The organism is Collinsella sp. LCP19S3_D5, assembly GCF_052121415.1.
Lineage (GTDB): Bacteria > Actinomycetota > Coriobacteriia > Coriobacteriales > Coriobacteriaceae > Collinsella.
The window spans coordinates 146,668-166,208 of sequence record NZ_JBQKEH010000002.1 but is presented as its reverse complement, the minus strand read 5'-3'; the positions used below and the strand labels follow the sequence as shown (position 1 = coordinate 166,208).

19 protein-coding genes are annotated in these 19,541 nt (G+C 59.9%); 9 read left to right on the top strand and 10 right to left on the bottom strand.

Going from position 1 to position 19,541, the window contains the following annotated elements; translation table 11 throughout:
- The first annotated feature begins 155 nt into the window (after positions 1-155).
- Complete coding sequence (locus ACTQXO_RS01730; protein WP_441038873.1) at positions 156-755, top strand: tRNA (cytidine(34)-2'-O)-methyltransferase; 600 nt, start codon at positions 156-158, stop codon at positions 753-755.
- Positions 756-867: 112 nt separating this feature from the next.
- Here the strand turns inward: ACTQXO_RS01730 and ACTQXO_RS01725 are convergent, their stop codons facing one another.
- The 3 genes from ACTQXO_RS01725 to ACTQXO_RS01715 are packed head-to-tail and all read right to left on the bottom strand — an operon-like array spanning position 868 to position 6,588.
- On the bottom strand, positions 868-3,381 hold the full coding sequence (locus tag ACTQXO_RS01725; RefSeq protein ID WP_441032501.1) for an excinuclease ABC subunit UvrA: 2,514 nt from the start codon (positions 3,379-3,381) through the stop codon (positions 868-870).
- Positions 3,374-4,492, bottom strand: coding sequence for an AAA family ATPase (locus ACTQXO_RS01720; RefSeq protein ID WP_441032503.1), 1,119 nt, complete (start codon positions 4,490-4,492; stop codon positions 3,374-3,376). Before ACTQXO_RS01720 ends, ACTQXO_RS01725 begins: the two co-directional genes overlap by 8 nt.
- A 35-nt stretch (positions 4,493-4,527) precedes the next feature.
- Complete coding sequence (locus ACTQXO_RS01715) at positions 4,528-6,588, bottom strand: GTP-binding protein (protein WP_441032505.1); 2,061 nt, start codon at positions 6,586-6,588, stop codon at positions 4,528-4,530.
- Between the two features lie 245 nt (positions 6,589-6,833).
- Between ACTQXO_RS01715 and mscL the strand changes: the two genes are divergently transcribed.
- On the top strand, positions 6,834-7,259 hold the full coding sequence (gene mscL / locus ACTQXO_RS01710; RefSeq protein ID WP_441032507.1) for a large conductance mechanosensitive channel protein MscL: 426 nt from the start codon (positions 6,834-6,836) through the stop codon (positions 7,257-7,259).
- A 118-nt stretch (positions 7,260-7,377) separates the two neighbouring features.
- On the opposite strand, the gene ACTQXO_RS01705 is transcribed toward mscL, so the two are convergent.
- Positions 7,378-7,866, bottom strand: coding sequence for an N-acetyltransferase (locus ACTQXO_RS01705; protein ID WP_427794259.1), 489 nt, complete (start codon positions 7,864-7,866; stop codon positions 7,378-7,380).
- Positions 7,867-7,943: 77 nt separating this feature from the next.
- On the opposite strand from ACTQXO_RS01705, the gene ACTQXO_RS01700 reads away from it, so the two are divergent.
- A complete protein-coding gene (locus ACTQXO_RS01700) occupies positions 7,944-8,240 on the top strand; it encodes a hypothetical protein (RefSeq protein ID WP_441032510.1) in 297 nt (98 codons plus the stop codon).
- A 48-nt stretch (positions 8,241-8,288) separates the two neighbouring features.
- Here the strand turns inward: ACTQXO_RS01700 and ACTQXO_RS01695 are convergent, their stop codons facing one another.
- The gene (locus ACTQXO_RS01695) at positions 8,289-8,993 is read right to left on the bottom strand and encodes a class I SAM-dependent methyltransferase (RefSeq protein ID WP_441032513.1); all 705 of its coding nucleotides are present in this window, start codon (positions 8,991-8,993) and stop codon (positions 8,289-8,291) included.
- Positions 8,994-9,433: 440 nt separating this feature from the next.
- Between ACTQXO_RS01695 and ACTQXO_RS01690 the strand changes: the two genes are divergently transcribed.
- Entirely contained in the window at positions 9,434-9,835 is a 402-nt protein-coding gene (locus tag ACTQXO_RS01690; RefSeq protein WP_441032515.1) for a hypothetical protein, read from the top strand.
- Positions 9,836-9,963: 128 nt separating this feature from the next.
- Here ACTQXO_RS01690 and ACTQXO_RS01685 read toward each other — a convergent pair whose 3' ends face one another.
- On the bottom strand, positions 9,964-10,779 hold the full coding sequence (locus ACTQXO_RS01685; protein WP_441032518.1) for a putative RNA methyltransferase: 816 nt from the start codon (positions 10,777-10,779) through the stop codon (positions 9,964-9,966).
- A 178-nt stretch (positions 10,780-10,957) separates the two neighbouring features.
- Here ACTQXO_RS01685 and ACTQXO_RS01680 point away from each other — a divergent pair, with 178 nt between their 5' ends.
- The gene (locus ACTQXO_RS01680) at positions 10,958-12,340 is read left to right on the top strand and encodes an MATE family efflux transporter (RefSeq protein WP_441032521.1); all 1,383 of its coding nucleotides are present in this window, start codon (positions 10,958-10,960) and stop codon (positions 12,338-12,340) included.
- A gap of 27 nt (positions 12,341-12,367) precedes the next feature.
- On the opposite strand, the gene ACTQXO_RS01675 is transcribed toward ACTQXO_RS01680, so the two are convergent.
- Entirely contained in the window at positions 12,368-12,673 is a 306-nt protein-coding gene (locus ACTQXO_RS01675; RefSeq protein ID WP_441545381.1) for a LysR family transcriptional regulator substrate-binding protein, read from the bottom strand.
- A 61-nt stretch (positions 12,674-12,734) separates the two neighbouring features.
- On the opposite strand from ACTQXO_RS01675, the gene ACTQXO_RS01670 reads away from it, so the two are divergent.
- On the top strand, positions 12,735-13,460 hold the full coding sequence (locus ACTQXO_RS01670; protein WP_441032525.1) for a uracil-DNA glycosylase: 726 nt from the start codon (positions 12,735-12,737) through the stop codon (positions 13,458-13,460).
- A gap of 50 nt (positions 13,461-13,510) precedes the next feature.
- Here the strand turns inward: ACTQXO_RS01670 and ACTQXO_RS01665 are convergent, their stop codons facing one another.
- The 3 genes from ACTQXO_RS01665 to ACTQXO_RS01655 form a co-directional block, all read right to left on the bottom strand.
- Entirely contained in the window at positions 13,511-14,191 is a 681-nt protein-coding gene (locus ACTQXO_RS01665; protein ID WP_441032528.1) for an SDR family NAD(P)-dependent oxidoreductase, read from the bottom strand.
- Between the two features lie 9 nt (positions 14,192-14,200).
- Positions 14,201-14,923 (bottom strand): VUT family protein, encoded by a 723-nt coding sequence (locus ACTQXO_RS01660; RefSeq protein WP_441032531.1) that lies wholly within the window; start codon positions 14,921-14,923, stop codon positions 14,201-14,203.
- A gap of 156 nt (positions 14,924-15,079) precedes the next feature.
- Positions 15,080-16,693, bottom strand: a complete 1,614-nt coding sequence (locus ACTQXO_RS01655; RefSeq protein WP_427719358.1) for a peptide chain release factor 3 — start codon at positions 16,691-16,693, stop codon at positions 15,080-15,082.
- Positions 16,694-17,164: 471 nt separating this feature from the next.
- Between ACTQXO_RS01655 and ACTQXO_RS01650 the strand changes: the two genes are divergently transcribed.
- The 3 genes from ACTQXO_RS01650 to ACTQXO_RS01640 are packed head-to-tail and all read left to right on the top strand — an operon-like array spanning position 17,165 to position 19,145.
- Positions 17,165-17,545 carry a GntR family transcriptional regulator gene (locus tag ACTQXO_RS01650; RefSeq protein WP_370450620.1) on the top strand — a complete coding sequence of 127 codons (381 nt, stop codon included), beginning with the start codon at positions 17,165-17,167 and terminating at the stop codon, positions 17,543-17,545.
- Positions 17,546-17,568: 23 nt separating this feature from the next.
- The gene (locus ACTQXO_RS01645) at positions 17,569-18,450 is read left to right on the top strand and encodes an ABC transporter ATP-binding protein (protein ID WP_441032534.1); all 882 of its coding nucleotides are present in this window, start codon (positions 17,569-17,571) and stop codon (positions 18,448-18,450) included.
- On the top strand, positions 18,447-19,145 hold the full coding sequence (locus ACTQXO_RS01640; protein WP_441032537.1) for an ABC-2 transporter permease: 699 nt from the start codon (positions 18,447-18,449) through the stop codon (positions 19,143-19,145). Before ACTQXO_RS01645 ends, ACTQXO_RS01640 begins: the two co-directional genes overlap by 4 nt.
- Positions 19,146-19,541: the final 396 nt, after the last annotated feature.

The following is a 19,541-nucleotide window of genomic DNA, read 5'->3' as shown; positions in this document are numbered from 1 at the left end:
TCGAAGAGCTCGACGGCCCGCCTCCTGGACTCCAGGTCGTGCTTCACCCTGAGGTCTATACTCATGGAAAACCTCCCATTTCCCGATGTCCAAGAAATGGGAGGCAGTTCAACTGCCCCTTCGTGGTGGTTTTTCGTTCTATGCCAAGGAGATTCATGTTCAATATCGTACTGTATGCGCCCGAGATTCCGGCTAATACGGGTAATATCGGCCGTACCTGCGTGGTCACCGGCGCCCGCCTGCATCTGGTGGAGCCACTGGGCTTTTCGCTCGACGACAAAACGGTGCGTCGCGCCGGCCTGGGCTACTGGCAAAACTTGGACGTGACGACTTATGCCAGCTGGGAGGATTTCCTTGTGCGCAATGACCTCTCCCCCGCCGACGACCGCTTGCATCTGCTGACCAAAAAGGCACGCCGAACCTATGCGCAAAGCACTTACCGTGACGGCGACTATTTGGTCTTTGGCAGCGAAAGCTCGGGGATTCCCGAAGGGCTGCTCGCCGCAGCGCCCGAGCGCTGCGAGCGCATCCCCATGCTGCGCGATTGTGACTCACTCGACAACGCCGAGGCCTGGGAAGCCCACGAGGAATCGCTCGGACATACCGAGGGCGGCCATGAGGCCATCCTTCGGCAGGATATCTGCGGCAACTTCGTCAATCCGGACGACTACCGCATCAGCGCACTCAACCTCTCCAACAGCGCCGCCATCGTCCTCTACGAGGCCTTGCGCCAAACAGGTTTTGCTGGCATGTAGCAAACCTGCCATTTGGAGACGGGGTAGAAATGGTAGATTTTCAAACCCTCTAACCCTTGAGAAATTGGTTTTGGCATCAAAGCGACAAAGGGCTGCCCCTTTGTCGCTTTGCCTATAGATTGCGGCCGGTAATGCTCTTGGAGCAGGCCGCGATGTCCCCCGGCGTGCCGGCGCAGACGACTTGCCCGCCCGCATCGCCACCGCCCGGCCCCATGTCGATCACATAATCGGCATTGCGGATAAGGTCGAGATCGTGCTCGATCACGATAACCGTGGCGCCCTTGGCGACGAGGCCGTCAAACACGTTCAGCAGCACCTGAACATCGAGCGGATGCAGGCCGATCGTGGGCTCGTCGAATACGAATACGGCATCGTCCTGCACGCGGCCCATCTCGCTCGCAAGCTTTAAACGCTGCGCCTCGCCGCCCGAAAGCGCCGGCGTGGGCTCACCGAGTGTAAGATAGCCCAAGCCCAGGTCGTGCAAGGTCAGCAAGCGCGCCTGAACCTTCTTGAGCCCCACCGTGGCGTCGAGAGCCTCGTCCACGCTCATGGACATGAGCTGCGGCAACGCAAGCTTGCTCCCGTCCTTGCCCTCGCGATGGATATGCGACGCCGTGTCTGCATAACGTGAGCCGCGACATGCCGGGCAGGTGATCTCGACATCGGGCAAAAACTGCACGTCGAGCGATATCGAGCCTGTGCCATCGCACGTAGGGCAGCGCAAGGCACCGGTGTTGTAGCTAAAGGCACCCGCCTTGTAGCCGGCTGCCTTGGCCTCGGGCGTACGGGCGAAGGCACGACGCAACTCATCATGGATGCCGGCATATGTCGCTACCGTCGAGCGCACGTTGGCGCCGATAGGTGTAGCGTCAATCAGGTTTGCGCGTGCGATACCCTCGGCGTCGACCCAGCGCACATGGCTTGGCAGGCGCTCGCCAGCTGCCTGGGCCTTAAGCGCCGGGATGAGTGTCTCGAGCACCAACGTCGTCTTACCCGAACCCGAAACGCCCGTCACCGCGACAAGGCGACCGCGCGGTATATCGACTTCGAGCGGTTTGACGGTATGGATGGCATCGGTTGCCATGCGGATGTGGCCCTGATCGAACATTTCCTCGTCAGTCACCTGCGGACGCATACGCTTGGGGTCTGCGCGCAAAAACGGGGCGATGCGGCTGCCCTGCGATTGTTCGACCTCGTCCACCGTGCCAGCGGCAATCACATTACCGCCGCCTGCTCCGGCAACGGGGCCCATCTCGACCAGATAGTCGGCTTCCACCAGCACACGTGTATCGTGGTCGACAACAACCACGGTGTTGCCGTCATCCACCAGATCGCGCATCACGCCCACTAAGCCGTCGACATTGGCAGGATGCAAGCCGATTGAAGGCTCGTCCAACACATAGAGCACGCCCGTCGATCGGTTGCGCACCACGCGGGCGAGCTGCACGCGCTGACGCTCGCCCGTGGAGAGCGTGGCGCCGGCGCGATCGAGCGAAAGGTAGTCGAGACCCAGATCGACCAGGCGACGGGCCGCGCTCAAAAACGAATCGCAGATATCCATCGCCATGGGCCGCATCTCGGCCGGCAAGGATACGGGCACCCCGTGCACCCACTCAATCGCCTCGCCCAGCGTCATGGCCGCGGCCTGCGCCAGATTGATACCGCGCACCTGGGGCTGGCGGGCGGTCTCAGAGAGACGCGTGCCGCCACAGTCACGACATGGCCCCTCGCGCAAAAAGCGCGCCACGCGTTTTAAGCCCTTGTCGTCCTTAACCTTGGCGAGCGCGTTCTCAACGGTATAGACGGCGTTGTAATAGGTGAAGTCGAGCGGCGTGGCACCCTCGCCGTTTTTGGGAACGTAGAGAATGTGCTTCTTAACCGCTGGACCGTGGAACACAATGTCGCGCTCTTGAGGCGTGAGCTGGTTAAACGGCACGTCGGTGCGCACGCCCATCTCGCCTGCCACCTGCTTCATCAGGTCCCACATGAGCGTGCCCCAGGGAAGCACCGCGCCTTCGTTGATGGTCTTTGACTCATCGGGCACCAGGCTCGCCTCGTCTACCTCGCGCATGACACCGGTGCCGCCGCAGGTAGGGCACGCGCCGCCGCTGTTAAAGGCAAGGTCCTCGGCACCCGGCGCGTAGAACTCACAGCCGCACTCGGGGCACGTGAGCGACAGGCCCGCGGCCACGTTAAGGCTCGGCTCCACGCGCGTCCCGCAATGCGGGCACACGTGATGGGCGCAACGGCTAAAGAGCAGACGCAGGCTATTGTTGAGCTCGGTCATGGTACCAAAGGTCGAGCGCACACCCGGCACGCTGGGACGCTGATGCAATGCGAGCGCCGCCGGTACGTGCAGCACCTCGTCTACCTGGGCATGTTCGGCCTGCGTCAGACGACGGCGGGTATAGGTGCTAAGCGCCTCCAGGTAGCGACGCGAGCCCTCGGCGTAAAGAACGCCCAGTGCCAGCGAACTCTTGCCCGAACCCGATACGCCAGCAATACCCACGAGCTTTCCCAGCGGAATATCGATATCGATGTCCTTGAGGTTGTGCACACGCGCGCCACGTACCTCTATAGCCTGCGGGCTCATCTTCTGTTCCGTCACCTTTATCACCCTACTCATGCCATAAAACGCGGTCGCGGATGTACTCGCCCAGCATGGGCACGGTAAACCGGACGAGGCCGTATCCGGCAGCCTCGATGACGCGCTCGCGAATCAGGCTTGCGCGATATTTACTCGCCCAGCTTTGGGTGCGGTCGCAGCGCCCAATGATGTCAGCCATGCGCGTCGGCTTGCCCCCATCAGCCGCCATGGCCTCAATAAAGAGGCGCTGCGGACTGCGCAACCCGTAATACAAGGGAGCGTCCACTGCTTCATAGAACTCGGAGATGGCATCGGCGTAGCCAGCCTCGACATCGCACACTTCAATGACCCGCGAGTCACGCCGGACAGCAGACCTCCACATGTAATATCCCACCAGCTGAACCATATAGGGATGCCCCATGCTCTTGCGCGCCGCAAGGTCCGCCGTCTCCGCATCAACGCAAAGACCAGTGCCTTTGACCGTCTGGATATATGAATCGCGCACTTTGGGCAAAGAAATCGCCCCCAGCGTACGCTGCTGGGCGCGGCGCAAAAACGTTACGCTCGGCTCTTCGAGCAAGTCATCAACCATGCTGGGCAAGCCGGCAAAAACCAGCGCAAGACCGCGCTGGTCGCTATCGGGCAAGCCCGTAGCATCCTGGTCTCCGAGCACCTGCTGATAGAGAACGGCCAGCGCCGCCAGCTCCTCGATAGATGCCGATTGGGCCTCGTCAATCGCAAACAGTAAGCCCTTTCCCGGCCCGAGTTTCTCGAGGCGTTCGTTGACTAACCCGCGCAACGTCTCGCCTTTTGCCCGCGCCGCCTCGACCGACATTCGGCCAAACGACGGCCCGAACTCCATTGACGTCACAACGGGTTTATTCGAGCGAAGCGCGTCGGCCAAGCGGTCGCATAGGCCAAGCGAGGCGGAATCGGAGACAACCGCCCATCCGCGCTCGCTAGCTAAACGCTGCAGCTCCCGCAAGAGAACTGTTTTGCCACAGCCGCGGTTTCCCGTAATGAGCATGAGCCTGCCCGGCGCTCCGGCGCCGTTATCGAGCCCTTCCTCGAAATCTTCGGTGACCGACTCGCGGCCGATGAGTATCGGAGGCCGCTTGCCAGCCGTGGGCTTAAAGGGATTTGGATTCATGTCGGCCTCCTCGGATTGGCAAACCCTGGTAACAGTTATACCAACTTATACCGAGTTATACCAACAGGATGCGACAAAGAGACTGACCCTCTATCACCTATGGCGGAAAACTCGACGTCCGCCGCTCGCCAGGGGCGGAAGGTGGCAGGATCGACCTTTACGTGGGCTGCCTCGGGGACGTCGTACCACTTGACAGTGTAGCCAGCGCCGTGAGAGCAAAAGACCGAGTCGGGCGTGTTGGGTAGATCGGCCTCGGGCTCATAGGCGACAGTCTCGATGACGCGCTCGGCATCATGGCATGCCGCATAACCGGCAAACTCCAGGTACAGATGCCCGCGACCGCTCGTGTAGGCGGCCACCTCCAGCGCATAATCCTGCACCTCAGATGCCGGCACGCGACCCACAAGCTTTGCCCGTTCGCCCGCCATCGTCGGCGGCTCGTACTCGGCACCCATGCGCGTGGCGTCTGACAACGCCCTGCCCACACACTCCCCCGGCACCTCGAGCTCAAAGCGATACCACGGCTCCAACAGCACCGCCGCGCCGGCCTCACGCGCCTGCATGAGCCCCTGGCGAATCGCGCGGTACGTGGCCTGGCGAAAGTCGCCGCCCTCGGTGTGTTTGGCATGCGCGCGACCGCCCGTGAGTGTAATGCGCACATCGGTAATGGGCGAGCCGGTCAGCACGCCCAGGTGATCGCGCTCCATGGCGTTGGTGAGCGCCAGGCGTTGCCAGTTAAGATCGAGCTCGTCGGTCGAAGTCACGGTGCCAAACTGCACGCCCGAACCCGCCGGCAACGGCTCTAGGCGCAGATGCACCTCGGCATAGTGGCGCAGCGGCTCAAAGTGGCCCACGCCCTCGACCGGCTGCGAAATGGTCTCCTTATAGAGAATGCCGCCGGGCTCAAACGAAATCGAAAGGCCAAAGCGATCGGCCAACACCCGCTGCACGACCTCGAGTTGCACGGCGCCCATCAGCTGCAGGTGAATCTGCTCCAGATGAGTATTCCAGCTTACGCCGAGCATGGGGTCTTCGTCCGCCAACTCAGTCAGCGCTTTAAACACCGCATGGACATCGTGTTCACCCGGAAGCACCGTATAGGTGAGGACCGGAGCGATGACGGGCGCATCACACACGGGCTCCGCACCCAAGGCGTCCCCTGGGCGAACGTGCGCAAGACCCGTCACGGCACAAATACCGCCAGCAGCAACTTCTTGGGCAAGCTCATACTTTTCGCCGTTATAGATGCGCACCTGATCGACCTTCTGCTCCCATACCTCGGCACCGGAACGTCCGCTGATCATCTGTTTTGCACACAGCGTGCCGCCGGTCACTTTAACCCATGCCAAGCGCTCGCCGCGATCCCCGCGGCTGACACGATAGACGCGCGCGGCAAACTCCGGAATCCATATCTGTTCGCGCATCAGCACGCATATGCCATCCAGCAGCTCGCTCACGCCCTGGTCCTTGAGCGCCGAGCCGGCAAAGCAGGGAAAGAGCTTGCGCTCGGCAACCATGCGCGACAGAGTTGCGACGGAAAGCTCACCTGCCTCAAGAAACTCCTCGAGCGCCGCCTCGTCCAACGCAGCAGCGTCCTCCTGAACGGCGCCGCCCTCCAGCAGTTCGTTGGCATCCAGGCAGCCTTCGGAAAGACGCCGCCCAAGTTGTGCCAGCAAAACATCGCGGCCGGGATTCTCCAAATCGATTTTGTTGATATAGATGAACGTCGGAATGTCATAGCGTTCAAGCAGGCGCCACAGGGTTTCGGTGTGCCCCTGCACGCCGTCGTTGGCGCCCACAACTAAAATCGCGTAGTCGAGTGCGCGCAGCGTGCGCTCCGCCTCGGCAGAAAAATCGACATGCCCCGGTGCATCCACGAGCATGACGCGGGTATCACCGTGGTCGAGCACGGCCTGCGACGAGAAAATCGTAATGCCGCGCTCGCGCTCGATCGCGTTAGTGTCCAGATGCGAATCGCCATCGTCCACGCGGCCGCGCTTACGAATGCGACCCGCATCGAACAGCATGGCCTCGGCCAGCGTGGTCTTGCCAGCATCGACATGCGCCAAGATTCCAACGACCGCTTGCTTCGACATGGCTCTCCTCTTATTGCAAGCCCGTCGCACGCGGAAACGGGCGCTCTCATTCCACACTGGATGATACAATTTACGGGCCGGCGGGCGAAGCGGGCCCTATCCCCCGACCGAGCTCATCGCCCCGCGTTGCCGTGCGGCGATTTTCGTAGGTTCGCGCCTTGCGAAAGCCGGCACCTCCCCTTTTTGCCTGCCCGGGCTCATCCGGGGCGGCAACAACGCGAACCCCACAACAGCGAGGAGTCACCATGAAGACATTGCTCAACGAGTTCAAGGAATTCATCAATCGCGGCAACGTGATGGACATGGCCGTCGGCGTGATTATCGGCGGCGCATTCACCGCCATCGTGACCTCACTTACCGATAACATCATCAACCCGCTTATCTCCGTGATTGCCGGCGGTAGCGCTACCGAGATCTCGGGGCTGGTGGTGCCGGGCACTAATATCGACTTTGGCGCCTTTATCGGCTCGTGCATCAATTTTTTGATTGTGGCGGCAATCGTCTTTGCCATCGTCAAGGCATTCAACAAGGCGCAGGAGATCGGCGACAGGCTCGCCGGTGCCACCGCCGAGGAAGCCGCACCGGCGCCCGTCTGTCCGTATTGCCTGGAAGAGGTGCACGAAGGCGCGACCAAGTGTTGCCACTGCGGAAGCGAGCTGCCCCAAGCGTAGGTGCCTTAGAGCCGACAGCGAGCGACATCTACCACCTTGCAAAACAGCGCAGAGATCAAAAATGGCCCCACCCGGGGCCATTTTCGCTTACATGGAGCGTAGATACGCGCCCCCGCTCTTATGCCTCGCGCAGCCAGTCAAACGCAACACGCGGCGTGCCGTCCGACACATACACAACGCCGGCACGCTCAAACCCCGCTTTAATACTCGCGCCCTGCATGGGCAGGTTGTCCCGATGCGTATCGATACGCAGATGGTCGGCACGCTCTTTGGCAAAGGCGAACATCGCAGCCGCGATACCGTGCACGGTGCCGTCGGACGCCACACGGTGCAGCACGGCGTACGGAGTGTCGCTGCGCCATTGCCCGTCCTCAATTACGTCATAGCACTCGTCCGGGCCCGATAAAAAGGCAAACGTCGCCACCACGCGGCCGTCGACTTCGCACACATAGCTACCACCGGCGGCGATATCGGCAGCCAGCTGCTCGGCAGAAGGCGTGCCCTCGGGCCACTGCGTGGCGTTGCCATGCGCGCGCATAAAGGCACGGGCCGCGTCATAGATAGCCATGACGGCGGGAATGTCGGTATCGAGGGTTTTTCTGATCATCACGCAGCGACCTCACGTTTATTGGTATCACTTTGATTGAGCAATGATACCAGCGTTTGAAGAGGGGCGAGAAGCAGATGGGAAGCAAAAAGCGAGCCGCCTGGTCAAAGGCCAAAAGCGAGTTTTTGGGCGCTGCCACCGGCGGCGATATGAGCGACCTGTTTGCGCGCGAGGATGAGCGCCGCGACGCCCTGGACGCCGAGCGCGATGAAGCCTGGCGCTACAAGTCGTGCGAGCGCAAAAACCGTTACGGCACACGCGCCGAGGCCGAGGCCGTTATGGCCGACTGCGAAAACCGCGGGCGGCGTGGTTTGGCCTGCTACAAATGCGAATACTGCGGTGGCTGGCACCTGACGTCGCACCCTTGGAAATAGGCCCCGCATCGGCACGGCACTGACGGAGCGCCAACCATCGCACGAAAGCTACGGGCGCGGCGGCACCAAAACATCGTAACGAACGGCCTTGCCCGCAAGTTGATAGCTCGGCTTAACGCCGGCAAGCAGCGGCCCCTTCACCGGCCGCTTGATAACGACCTTGCGCGGGTGCACCGCAAGCGCAGCTTCGACCAGCGTCTCCTCATCGGCACACGGCTGTTCCAGATGATGCAAGAGTTGGAACTTCTTTTTAACCGCCGCGCTCTTTGTGCGCTCGGGAAACATGGGGTCCAGATACACCACGTCGGGAGCGGTGAGCTCGCCCTGCCCGATCAACTCAGTTATATGGTGAAGGGCTGCAATGCTGTCCTCGCCCGCATGTAAGCGCATGCGGGCCACGGCAGTCGCAAGCGCCGGATCATCTGCCGCGCGATCCAAGGCATCCTTGAGGAGCGCCGCGATCACGCAATCCTGCTCATACAGATCGACGGTAAAGCCCGCAGCCGCCAGCAGCAGCGAATCCTCGCCAAAGCCTGCCGTGGCATCAATCGCCCATGGGCACTCGACGCCTTTTGCGCGCGCAGCCTTTACCAACAGCTCTTGCTGCAGACGGCCCTGTTTGAGCCGTGGCAGCATGCGGACAAAATCGGCACGCAACTCCATCGTGCCGTCGGTGAGCGTGAGGCCCGCGGACTTCCCGGTCAGCTCAAGCCCCGCGGCCCGAGCAACAGAAAAGGGATCGACGACGCCCATGGGTACTCCTTAACAAGCAAAATGAATACGTGAGCGCCGTTTATGCCAGCACCCAACCGTCCGCTATTGTCCCACATGCGACATGGCCCACAGCATCCCAATGCAAAGCACCGCCATCAAACCCGTGCACACGGCAGCGATCACAGAATCACCCATGCGCCTTCCCAACGACCGCGGCTCATGCACTCGCCCTGCTCCGTACATCATGGCTCCTCCTTAAGAACAGCTCCTTGTTACGGTCTCATCATCGCAGCGCCGCACATGAGCTGCCATCGATTTGGCTTACGTCCAGCTTTCCTTTTTGAAAGGTCGGATTGGGCTGCGCGGGCTCAAAGCGCTTTCAGGCGCACGCATCGCTGCGTTGAACTACAATGTGCTTCACCATATGTGCAACACATGGGCTACGCCAGATCGGCGTACTCGTATCGAAAGGACCAGCCATGAGCTCCGCTCGCAAGACTCTCAAAATCCTTGCCCTCATCTACTTTGTTTTGGGCATCGCCAGCCTCGTCATCACCGGCATCGGTATCGCCAGGGGCAGCCTCGATTCCACGTACGGGTCGAACGCCATGCTCGCCGCGGTCGTGCTTGTCGTCAAGGGCATTGTCGATCTTTCCGCAGGTGTTGCGGGCATCAAGGGCGCCAACAAGCCCTCGCAGGTGGATAGCGCGTTTAAGCTCGGCATCGTTGCCGCCATCGCCACGATTGCGCAGGCCGTGCTCACGCTTCCCGCACTCGGCGGCAGCGCCGTCAATATCGGTGCCTTTGTCATCGTGGTCTACGACCTGTTCTTTGTTCAGCAGGCGCGCGCCGTTAAGGCCGAGAACAAGGACCGCCTGTAGGCACTCGCTTCTCATAACCCCTGCAGCCAAGCAACTAACATGGGCCATCGCGCAGTAACGCGGTCGGCCCTTTACATTTGCCCAGATAAAACCTGCCAAAATAAACCTGTCCCTTTTTGGCAGGTTGGTTAGCTGTGGCGGTACTCGGCAATGATGAAGTCGATGTCAGTTTTAAGGGTGTCCAGGTTTGCCAGGCGCTCTTTGTCGGTAGGGCGTGTGCGGTAGTAGTACGGCGTCATCTGGAACACCGCCTCGATGTCGGCCTGGGTCTGGAGCGTAATATTCGCGGACACCCGCTGTGTGCCGACCAGTTTAAGCTCCATCGTCTTCGGAAGCTTTTCGTCGTTGAGGTACGGCGTGTCGTAGAGCACCTCCTTGAGCCCAAAGAGATGACGGGCACCCGGTACCACGGTGTAGAGCGAACCCTCCGGCGCCAACACGCGGGCAAACTCGCGCTCGTTAAAGGGAGCAAAGAGCTCGGTCACCATATAGAAGGCGCCATCGGCCACTGGGATGTCTTTCATGTTGGCCACAAAATAGGTCGCATCGCCGCGCTTGGCGGCCAGGCGTACCATTTCTTTGCCCAGGTCAAAGCCATAAGCGTCCACGCCCGGCACCGCGCCCATGGCGCTGGTGTAGTAACCATCGCCGCAGCAAATATCGAGCAGCGTCATGGGACCGCCTGTAGACGCAGCACGCCCAGAAACCCGTTTGCGCACCAGCTCGACCATTGCATCGCGCAGCGGCGCATAGTAGCCACGGTTCAAAAAGTCACGACGGCTGCGTGCCTGCGACTTGGGATCGCCCATGGAGTCGCCGCTCTTGGACGAACGTAGCAGATATAGATAACCCTCGCGCGCACGGTCAAACCGGTGTCCGCCCGCGCATGCAGCACCGCGCTCGTCGTCCACCAACGGCTCATGGCAAACGGGACACAACAACATGGCAACTCCTTAGCGCGAACAACACAACGTACACCATTGTCGCACGCCTTCCCCACCTAGTCATTGGGGACGTTCTTGAATGACTAGTCGTTTAAGAACGCCCCCAATGACTAGGTGATTAGGAGTATCATCGTCTGCGCAAATAAGCACGAAATAGCACGTTAGAGATTGAGAGCGTATGGCTGATACCGCATCTAAGCACATCGACATGACCACCGGCTCACTGTGGCGCAATATCCCCCTGTTCGCCTTGCCCGTGGCCGCCACGAGCATCTTGGAGCAGCTGTCAAACCTCATCGCCACGGTCATTATCGGTAACTTCTCGGGCGACCAGGGAACCCTCGCCATGGCGGCAGTCGGCTCCAATGTTCCGCTTACCAGCCTTATGCTCAACCTGTTTATTGGCATGTCGCTTGGCTCCAACGTGGTCATCGCCAACGCTATCGGCCGCAACGATCAGAATATGGTCAAACACGCCGTCCATACCTCGATTTTAATGGCGCTCGTGGGCTTTGTCGTCATCGCTCTGGGCGAGATCTTTGCCGAGCCCATGCTCGCCGCGCTCAACGTTCCCTCCGAAACCATGCCGCTCGCTTCGCTCTATCTACGCGTCTTTTTGCTCAGCATGCCCTCGATCTTGCTCTACAACTTTGAGGCCGCGATCTTCCGCTCCGTCGGCATCACCCGCATGCCGCTGCAAGCGCTTGCCGTGTCCACCGTCCTCAACATTGGCCTGGACCTCATCTTTGTCCCCGTACTCCACTGGGGCGTCGCGGGTGTCGCCATCGCCACCGTCATCGCCTACACCGTCAGCGCCGCTACACTCTTTATCCGCCTGCTCAAGACCGACTCCGTCGTCCGCGTCACCCCGCGCGACCTTGCTATCGACCCCGTCGCCCTCAAGCGCATCGTCAAGATCGGCCTGCCCGCCGGCATCCAAAGCGCCGTCTTTGCCGTCGCCAACATCATCATCCAGTCCGCCATCAACAGCCTGGGCACCGAGGTCATGGCGGCCTCGAGCGCCGCCATGAGCCTGGAGTACGTGTGCTACAACCTGCTCAACAGCTTTAGCCAGGCTTGCACCACCTTTGTGGGGCAAAACCACGGTGCCCGTCAGATCGACCGCTGCACCAAGACCCTTAAGGTCTGCCTGGTCGAAGGCGGTATCGTCGCGCTCACCACGATTATTGTCATTGTCGGCCTGGGGCGCGAGATCTTGTCGTTGTTCAACAGCGATCCCAACATCGTCTCGATCGGCTATATCCGCGTGTGCTCGATCTTCCCTGCGTATGCCTTTAGCATGTTCTACGAGAACATGTCCGGCTACCTGCGCGGCTTTGGTATCTCGCTCATACCCGCCCTTATCACCATGATCTGCGTCTGCGGCATCCGCTTCTATTGGGTATTCTGCGTGTTCCCGCACTTCCGCACCTTTGCGAACATCATGATGGTCTACCCCATCAGCCTGGGCACCACGGCGTTCTTTATGGTCGTGGCGGTACTACTCTGCCACCCGACACGCACCTATCGCGCCACCCAAGCCAAAGCGACAGCCTGCTAAACACCACGCTCAACGTCACGCCAGTCATTAATTGACAATATGCGAGCTCATGTAGTCGATAAAGTGCCTCGTGGCGATAGGCATGGTGTCCCAGCTGCGCCAGGCTGCCACTACGTCGCGCGAGGGGGCGTGCACGATGGGACGTACGCGAATATCGGCCCGCATGCCCCCAACGGTGCGGTGATACAGCATGCTCACGCCCAGACCCTCCTCCACCATCGCCATAATGGTGTAGTCGTCGGTGACCTCGCTCGTCACGTGCGGCGACAGGCCATGCACCGCGAATGCATCGAGCACGTCTCGTAGACCCCGCTCTTCATGCAGCCGCGGCATAAAGGCAACCGGTGCGCCTTTACAATAGATGCCAACATAGCATTTGCCATAAAGGAGCTCCATGGACACCGCAACTCGCAACCGCAACATAGCAACTTGGTTGGGCGATGCGCCGCAGCCGGTACGTGACACTACGAACCAGCTGCTCGAGCGCATCGCCCTTTTGCGTGCCGAGCAGACCATCTACCCGGCACAAGACGACATCCTCAATGCCCTCGCCTACACGCCGGCCGACCAGGTCAAAGTTGTCATCTTGGGCCAAGATCCTTATCACGGGCCCAACCAGGCCATGGGGTTATCGTTCTCGGTCCCCGCGACGCAAACCAAGTTGCCGCCAAGCCTGCGCAATATCTATAAGGAACTCAAAGCCGATCTGAGTTGTCCCATTCCCGCCACGGGAGATCTGACGCCATGGGCACAACAGGGCGTCCTGCTCCTCAACACTACGCTCACCGTGCGCGAGCATGCCGCGAACTCACACGCCAAGCTGGGCTGGAGTACGCTCACCGACTACGTTATCGAACGCTGCTGCCAGCTACCCCAACCGGTAGTCTTTTTGGCATGGGGCCGCTTTGCCCAGCAGATGGTTGAGGGCAAGCTCGCCGCAATCGGCGCGGGCAAAACAACCGGCAAGTTCTGCCTTGCCTCCACGCACCCCTCGCCGCTTTCGGCCAACCGTGCCACGGCAGAACTCCCCGCTTTTATGGGGTCGCGACCCTTCTCGGCAGCCAATCGGCTACTCGAACAGCACGGCTCGACCCCCGTCAACTGGACTTGTCTCGGCTAAAAATCGATACATCAAAAACGCGCCCGCCGGCTTTCCATCGGGCGCGTTTCCTATTCGGGCCAAATAAATTGTGTGCGGCCGGCCTCGCCGCCATCAATGAGCAGGCTCTGCCCGGTCATAAACCGGTTGGTCACGCCCACAAAGTAGATCCACTCGGCGATCTCTTGGGCGGTTGCCCAGCGTTTAAGCGGTGTAAGCTCCATAATCTGGTTCCACAGGTGTTCGTCTTCCATCACGCAACGGTTGAGCGGCGTGATAACGCCACCCGGGTCCACACTGTTGGCGATGGCCTGCGGTGCCAGGCGGTTTGCAAGGTTCTTGGTGTAGGCGATAACGCCGCCCTTGCTGGCAGCATAGGCGGGAAACTCCGATCCCGTATGCCCACTCGCCGACCCCACATTGACCACGGATTTGATAGCGGGCGCCGGCTTGGCGACAAGCCCCTCCCCCACAAAAGCGTAGCGCTCGGTCACGTTGATGGTGCCACACAGGTTGGCGGCGATATCGTCGACCGAATCCTGCGTACCCGCAACGTTCACGATCACTTGGGGTTCAAGGTCGCCTGGAAACGAGCCCGGCTCGCGGACATCAACAATCAGATGGCGGTAGCGCTCGTGTTCGATCGCCGCCGGCAGCAGATCAAAGCCCACTACCTCGTGGCCCTCGTCCAAAAAGCGCTGCACGCACGCGGCTCCGATACCGCCCGAAGCGCCCGTAATCAAAACCCGCATACTTGCTCCTTAGGCGGTTGCGTGGCGCTTGAGGTACTCGGCGCCCACATTCTCACGCTCCCAGCCGCGCACGACCTTGTAGCCCACGGGGCTCAGGAAGACCTCGCACAGCAGCTCGGCAACAGCGCCGGTCAGCGAGCACATAAGGACCTGTACCCAGGTCCAACCAAAGAACGTGTGGCTCACCACAATGGCAAAGACCAGGTTGTCGATAAACTGGCCAACACCCGTGGACACATAGGAGCGGAAGGCGAAGCTCGCAAAGTTATTCTTTTTGAGCATACGGCCGAGCGACTGGTTGAGCGTGGAGTTAACCACGGCAGAAGCGAGCATTGCCAGCGAAGAGCCCAGCACCACGTACCAGGTGCCGCCGATAGTGGCGTTAAGGGCGGTGTTGACCTCGATCATGCCCGTGTCGTAGTAGGCGCCCCACATACCGGGTGTGAGCGAGCATGCCCAAAAGCACAGGCTCACGGCAAGGTTGACCGCCAGCGCGAGGATAGAGATTTTGATGGATGCCTTGGCGCCAAAGCGCTTGCAGATCATGTCCTGGCACAAAAACGAGACCCAGCTCACCACAAAGCCGCAATCGAGTGCCAGATACGGCAGGCTGATGAGCTCTTTGTTGGCCAGCAGGTTCATCATGATGACGCTCACGAAAAACAGCGAAACCGTTGCCGCGGGAATGCTCCGCAACAGGACCTTGCAGTCCTCCATGACCTTCTTGATCATTATGTACTCCTTTGGTTTTAGGTTTAACGAGCAGGATATCGGACCCGAACTGCTCGGACGCCCCGGTCTTGAGGCGACGGTGGGCATGATAGCCGCTCATGCGGCATCAGGCAAGCAGGCAGCGCGGCAGCCCCGCAGGGCCACCGCGCCGATGCGTTAAAAGACTACGTTGCCAAACTCCGACAGGATAAGGTCGGGGTTGTGGTCGGTTGCCCAATCCACGTTCCACGGGCTCGTAAACAGCAACAGCTTGCCACCGCGCATGTCCTCGACGCGCAGCGTGTCGCGCGTGAGCGAAAGGCCCGGGATATCGATGGTGTCGGGGTCGTTCTGGATCCAGCGAATGTCCGTATAGGGCAGCGGCTGGCGACGAACCTCAACACGGTACTCGGCCTTGAGGCGGCGCTCGAGTACCTCAAACTGTAGCACGCCGACCACGCCCACAATGACGCTCTCCATGCCGGCACCCAGCTCGCGGAAGATCTGGATGGCGCCCTCCTGGGCAAGCTCCTCCATGCCCTTGACGAACTGCTTGCGCTTGAGCGTGTCGACCTGCGTAATGCGAGCGAACATCTCGGGGGCAAACGTCGGGATCTGCGGATACTGCACATGGCGCTTGCCGGAGCACACGGTGTCGCCGACGCTAAAGATACCCGGGTCGAACAGGCCCACGATATCGCCCGCGTACGCCTCGTCCACGATAGCGCGGTCGTCGGCCATCATCGACGTGCCCGTGGCAAGCTTGAGCTTGCGGTTGCCCTGCACGTGGAAGGCATCCATGCCACGCTCGAACTTACCCGAGCAAATGCGCACAAAGGCGATGCGGTCGCGGTGGTTCTTGTCCATGTTGGCCTGGATCTTAAACACAAAGCCGCTAAAGTCGTCGCGGCAGGGATCGACCGGTTCACTGGTAAGCGTATCGGTATAGGCACGCGGCGTCGGGGCCAGACGCAGGAACTCCTTAAGGAAGGGTTCCACGCCAAAGTTGGTAAGCGCCGAGCCAAAGAACGCCGGGCTCAGCTTGCCGCAGGCCACGGCATCCAAGTCGAGCTCGTCGCCGGCGCCATCGAGCAACTCGATGTCGTCCATCAGGTTCTTATGGTTCTCCTCGCCGATGAGCTCATCCATGGAAGAATCGCCCAGCTCGGCCTCGACCTCGGCGACCTTCTTGGTGGCGTTGGCGTGACCGTCGCCCTCAAAGGCAATGACGCGACGGGTCTGACGATCGAACACGCCGCGGAAATTGCGGCCGCTGCCAATCGGCCAGTTCATGGGATACGTATTGATGCCCAGGACATTCTCGATCTCTTCCATGAGCTCAAACGGATCGCGAGCCTCGTGGTCGAGCTTGTTCACAAAGGTGAAGATGGGAATGTGGCGCAGCGTACAGACCTTAAAGAGCTTCTTGGTCTGGGCCTCGACGCCCTTGGCGCCGTCGATGACCATGACTGCGGCGTCAGCGGCCATAAGGGTACGGTAGGTATCCTCCGAAAAGTCCTGGTGACCGGGGGTATCGAGGATGTTGACGCAGGCGCCGTTGTAAGTGAACTGCAGCACCGAGGAGGTGACGGAAATGCCGCGCTCCTTCTCGATGTCCATCCAGTCCGAGACGGCATGCTTGGCCGAGCTCTTGCCCTTGACCGAGCCGGCGGTCTGGATGCTGCCGGTATAGAGCAGCAGCTTCTCGGTAAGCGTGGTCTTACCGGCATCCGGGTGGCTGATGATCGCGAATGTGCGGCGCGACGAGATTTCATCCGACAGGCTTGCCATGCGGATCCTTTCTTGCATTGAGTGCATTACGTCGTTGTAGCCGTACTATTGTAGCCGCGAAATTCCGCTCTAGGGCGCCTATCAGGACAAATTCATCAGTTGGGGCCTGTGTAGCAGTCAATGACGGCACTCCGCAGCAGTTTGTCTCGATCTGTAACATCTAGACGGTTTTTGAACCTCTACCTGTTACAGATTTAGACAAACAGGTGGGCGTCCCAGAAAGATCTCGATCTGTAACATCTAGCAGCCAAAAACTTCTCCAGTTGTTACAGATTGAGACAAACAGGTGGGGCCCACCAGCAAAATCTCAATCTGTAACAGGCAGCCGTCCAAATCGGTTCCAGATGTTACAGATTGAGATGAATGAACGAGCGGACAATCCCTATTTACCTCTTGCATAACTGTGCATAGTGTATATATACTGTGCTTACCGGTTATATACACGTGTAGCCCAACAGCTAAGGAGCCGCTGTGGACATCATCCTATCCAATTCGAGCGACAAGCCCATCTACGAGCAGATAACCTCGCAAGTCAAAGCTCAGATCTTATCGGGCACGCTCGCTGCGGGAGCCAAACTCCCCAGCATCCGTGCACTCGCGAGCGACCTGGGTGTGAGCGTCATCACCACCAAGCGCGCCTACGCCGACCTAGAGCAACTCGGGTTTATCTGCACCGTGCAGGGCAAGGGCTGTTTTGTCGCCGAGGGCAACCAGGAGCTCTTGCGCGAAAACCAGCTATGCCATATCGAAGACCTGCTTGCGAAAGCGGCGAGCCAAGCCGAAGCCTTGGGCGTCACGCGCGACAAACTGCACGAAATGCTCGACCTGGTAGCCCCCGAAACCATGCAGTAGCCATCTGCAAGAAAGGCTATACCATGCAAAACTTGCTTGAACTCAAAGGCATCTCACGCGCTGTAAGCGACCGTTTTTCACTACGCGATGTCACGCTTGCCGTGGAGCCCGGCCAGATTGTTGGCTTTGTGGGCGCAAACGGTGCTGGCAAAACAACGACCATTCGCGCCACGCTCGGGCTTATAAAGCTCGATGCCGGCGAGATGCACCTGTTTGGGCAGTGCTGTGGCGCCGACGTACCCGGTGAAGTGCAGCGCTGCTTGCGCACTCGTGTCGGCCTCGTGCTGGACACGTGTCCTTTCCCTTCCACACTCAAGGTGACCGAAGTTGAGGCACTCGTAAGCCCGGCGTACCCCACCTGGAGCCACGACACCTTCGCCAACCTCATCGACCGATTTGGCTTGGATCCCAAGGCGAAGGTCAAGGACCTCTCCCGCGGCATGGGCATGAAGCTGCAGCTTGCCTGTGCGCTCAGTCACAAGGCCAAGCTGCTCGTTTTGGACGAAGCCACCGCGGGTCTTGATCCCATGGCACGCGAGGAGCTGCTCGATGAGCTGCTTGCCTTTGTCGCCGACGGCCAGCGCAGCGTGCTGCTCTCGAGCCACATTACGTCCGACCTCGATCGCGCTGCCGACCGCATCATTTGCATCGATAACGGCTCGATTGTGTTTGACCTGCCGCGCGAGGACATTACCGACCGCGCCGGCATCGCCCACTGTACCCAAGCGCAGGCCGCCGAGCTTATGGCTTGCGTCGAAGGCGCCCGTGCCGCCCACCACGCTTATAGCGTGGACGTGCTCGTGCCCAACCGTCGCGAAACGCTCGAGGCCTTCCCCGAGATTCCCTGCGATCGGGCAACCATTGACGATTATCTACGCCTCACGCTGAAAGGGGCTTCGAAATGAAACGCGCCTTTATGTCCGAGCTCGCCATCGTTCGCACGCTTGTCCCAAGCATAGCGGGCGTCGGCCTGTTCATATTCGTTGTGCTGACCCTCGCCAACACGTCAGATGGCGACTCCGGCATGAGTGCCGGCGCCTGCGCGCTCAGCGCCATGTCGCCTATCATGGTCATGAGCTCGCTGGCAGGCTTCGACAATCAAAACGGATGGGAGCGTTATCGGGCAACGCTGCCCCTCTCGCGCAAAGACATCATCTGCGCACGCTACCTGAGCATCGTTGTCTTCTCGGCCGTCATGACGTGCGCCGCCACGCTTTTGAGTATCGTCGCCATCCCGCTCTTCAACAGCGCGGGCATTCCTTCGACGGGACAGACGGTCTTTGAAATCGCAATCGCCTCGGCAGCATCGATGCTCATCTCCCTCATGATGGTGTTTTTGGCGCAGCCGCTGTTCTTTCGATTTGGACACATGGAGGCGCTGCGCCTATCCGTTGGCCTGTTTGCCCTGCTCGGATGCCTTGCCATGGCCACGTTGAGTTCCTCCAACCCCATCAGCAACTGGCTTATGTCGATTGCCGGGGCGAATCCCGATCCCGCCGTTCTTGGCTGTCTGTGCGCAGGAACTGCAGTACTGGCGCTCGCACTATGTGTAATCAGCTGCGCTGTCAGCACCAAGGTTTATCGAGTACGCGATCTGTAATCGACGGCTAAAAAAGCTTAGGTGGTACCCCGCATATTTTTTCAATGAAACGAGGCGGCATAGCGTCACCACCGCCCTTCACAGCAGGCCGTCTAGTTCTTGGCAACCAAAAAGACACCGTCAGCATATCGAAGGTGAATACTTTTCCGAGAAGTGAACGAGTAAAAACAGTGCCCTGTAGCATCGACATTTTTAAGGACTCAATTCCTGCGGTTTTTGTCTAAGAATCCTGCAGTTTTGTTCGAAAAAAGTGTGCATGTTCCAGGGGTCCAGATTTACTCGTTCACTTCGCGGAAAACCATTCACCTTCGATTCGAGCCTTAACCAAATGCCCTCTCGAACTATGGCCCCTGTCTCACCACAGCGATATCAAAGCTTCATGGCGGGACGGTATCA